The 2,924-nt window shown below is 74.7% G+C and carries 3 protein-coding genes; 2 read left to right on the forward strand and 1 reads right to left on the reverse strand.

What is annotated here, in order from left to right:
* The coding region (locus ACFXGA_RS39975) for a DEAD/DEAH box helicase (protein ID WP_378098360.1) at positions 1–1,515 on the reverse strand (1,515 nt) is incomplete at its 3' end.
* Positions 1,516–1,869: 354 nt separating this feature from the next.
* On the opposite strand from ACFXGA_RS39975, the gene ACFXGA_RS39980 reads away from it, so the two are divergent.
* Both ACFXGA_RS39980 and ACFXGA_RS39985 read left to right on the forward strand, forming a co-directional pair.
* Complete coding sequence (locus ACFXGA_RS39980; protein ID WP_378098363.1) at positions 1,870–2,589, forward strand: ferritin-like fold-containing protein; 720 nt, start codon at positions 1,870–1,872, stop codon at positions 2,587–2,589.
* Between the two features lie 41 nt (positions 2,590–2,630).
* Positions 2,631–2,861, forward strand: a complete 231-nt coding sequence (locus ACFXGA_RS39985) for a DUF3107 domain-containing protein (RefSeq protein ID WP_378098366.1) — start codon at positions 2,631–2,633, stop codon at positions 2,859–2,861.
* Positions 2,862–2,924: the final 63 nt, after the last annotated feature.

Here is a 2,924-nt window from a genome sequence, read left to right on the forward strand (position 1 = left end):
GCACTGGGTGCGGGGGGCGGGGGGGGGGGCGCCCCCCCCCCCCCCGCGCCCCCGCCCCCCCCCCCCCCGGCGCGGCCGCGTCCCCCAGACCTCGGTCGCCGCCCCGCCGCCGCCGGCGGTCGGCTCGGCGGTGGCGGGCTGGGCCGCGTCACCGCCCCGGCCGCCCCGGCGGCGCTTGCGGGTCTTCTTCTCGCCCTTCAGGTTCTCCTCGGGCTCCGCGTCCAGCCCGGCGCGCGTGCGCAGCCCCAGCGGCAGCCGGCCCGTCGAACCCGCCGGGATGTCGAGGTCCGTGAACAGGTGGTCGGACGTCGAGTAGGTCTCCACCGGCTCCGGTTTGCCCAGGTCCAGCGTGTCGCTGATCATCTTCCACCGGGGCGTCTCGTCCCAGTCCACGAGCGTGATCGCGACGCCGGTCCGCCCGGCCCGACCCGTGCGGCCGATCCGGTGCACGTAGGTCTTCTCGTCCTCGGGGCACTGGTAGTTGATCACGTGCGTGACGCCCTCGACGTCGATGCCGCGCGCGGCCACGTCGGTCGCCACCAGCACGTCGATCTTGCCCGACCGGAACGCCCGCAGCGCCTGCTCGCGCGCGCCCTGCCCGAGGTCGCCGTGCACGGCCGCGGCGGCGAAGCCGCGCTCGACCAGCTCGTCGGCCACCTTCTGGGCGGTGCGCTTGGTCCGCGTGAACACCATCGACAGGCCGCGGTCGCGAGCCTGGAGCGCGCGGGCCAGCAGCTCGGACTTGTCCAGCGCGTGCGCCCGGTAGACGAACTGCTCGGTGCGCTCGTGGATCGCGCCCGCGTCGTTCTCCTCGGCCCGCACGTGCGTCGGCTGGTTGAGGAACGTGCGCGCCAGCGTGATGATCGGCCCCGGCATGGTCGCCGAGAACAGCATGGTCTGCCGCTCGTCGGGCACCATCCGCAGGATCCGCTCGATGTCGGGCAGGAAGCCCAGGTCGAGCATCTCGTCCGCCTCGTCCAGCACCAGCCCGCGCACCTTGCCGAGCACGAGGTGGCGCTGCTCGGCGAGGTCCAGCAGCCGGCCGGGCGTGCCGACGACGACGTCCACGCCCTTGCGCAGCGCCGCGATCTGCGGCTCGTAGGGCCGGCCGCCGTAGATCGCCAGCACGCGCACGCCCAGGTGCTTGGACGCGTCGGTCAGGTCGTGGGTGACCTGGAGGCACAGCTCGCGCGTCGGCACGACCACCAGCGCCTGCGGCGTGCCGTCACCCGGCACGGTGATCCGCTGCAGCAGCGGGATGCCGAAGCCCAGCGTCTTGCCGGTGCCGGTGCGGGCCTGCCCGATGACGTCGTCGCCGGCCAGCGCCAGCGGCAGGGTCAGCTCCTGGATGGCGAAGGTCCGGTGGATGCCCGCCTCGGCCAGCGCCCGCACGATCTCCTCGCGCACGCCCAGCTCGCCGAACGTGGGCGAATCGGACCTGACCGGCGCGTTGGCCACGAGGGGGTGCGAGGTGTCCACGTCGGGCACGCCCGCCTCGCTGTGCTCCAACACCACCGGGTCGATATGGGTCTCTTCGTTCGTCGCGGTCAGGGTGATCGCCTCTCTCGTACCAGCGCGCCACGGCCTGTACGGGCCGCTCGACCGCGTCACCGCCGAGGGGGCCACCGCAGGGGGCCGGGCGGGTCGCGGGAGGGCCAGCGAGGTGTGTGCGCGCACCCTCTCCTGACGGCACGGTGCCGCCGCAGTTCAGCCTTCGGCACCGCTGCGAGCCCCCACTGGGCCGCGCCGCGCCGGGCGTCGTCTGCCGAGTCTACCCGGCGACTAGGCCGATCGGGCTGGATCGCGAGGTCCGGTGCGGTTCGCCGTGCCTGGGGTGTAGCGAACGACACCCGACTAGGCTCCGTCGGTATGAGCGACGCGGGAGTGGATGCGGCGGCGGGCCAGGCCACCGCGGTGGACGGGGAGGCCGTCGCGGTGGGCGGGCAGGAGCAGGTGGCCGAGGGTGTCGTGGACCTGCTCGGCGCGCTCGCGTACGGCGAGCTGTCGGCGTTCGACCGGCTGGCCGAGGACGCCCGGACCGCGCCCACGCTGGCCGGGCGGGCCGCGTTGTCGCAGATGGCGGCGGCCGAGATCGGGCACTACGCGCTGCTGGACCGGTACCTGGCCGAGCGCGGCCACTCGCTGGAGGAGGCCATGCGGCCCTTCGCCGCGGGCTTCGACGCCTTCCACGCCTCCACCGCGCCGCGCTCGTGGCTCGAGTCGCTGGTGAAGGCGTACGTCGGGGACGCGCTGGCGGCCGACTTCTACCGCGAGGTCGCGGAGTGGCTGGACGAGCCGACCAGGGAGCTGGTGCTCGCGGTGCTGGCCGACACGGGCCACTCGGCGTTCGCCGAGCGCGAAGTCCGGGCCGCCTGCGACCAGGACCCGAAGCTGCGCGACCGGCTCACGCTGTGGGGCCGCCGGCTGCTCGGCGAGGCGTTGACGCAGGCCCAGTACGTGGTGGCCGAGCGGGACGGGCTCGCGGAGCTGATCGTGCGCGGCTCGGGCGACCTCGCGGGCATCGCGGCGCTGTTCCGGCGGCTCCAGCAGAGCCACACGCGCCGCATGACGGCGCTCGGGCTCGGCTAGGGTTGGTGGTCGAACGCCATCAACGCCGCACGGAGGTCAGCGTGGAGGTCAGGGTCGGGATCGCGGACAGCCCGCGAGAGCTCGTGGTGTCCAGCGGGCTCACCCCCGAAGAGGTCGAGGCGCAGGTCGCGGACGCGCTGAAGGCCGGCACCGGGCAGCTCGTGCTGGTCGACCAGAAGGGCGCCCGCTACGTGGTGCCCGCGGCGCGCATCGCGTACGTGGAGATCGGTCCGAGCGACGCCCGCCGGGTCGGTTTCATCTCCGGCGACTGAGCGACTGGGCGATTGAGCGACCCGGCGGCCGGGGCGCCCCCGAACCGCCGGCCGCCCGGCCGG

This window comes from Actinosynnema sp. NPDC059335 (assembly GCF_042752395.1).
Lineage (GTDB): Bacteria > Actinomycetota > Actinomycetes > Mycobacteriales > Pseudonocardiaceae > Actinosynnema.

What these genes read in the sequence shown, in the direction of transcription:
- ACFXGA_RS39980 (WP_378098363.1), top strand. Translation starts at nt 1,870, where the DNA reads ATGAGCGACGCGGGAGTGGATGCGGCGGCGGGCCAGGCCACCGCGGTG.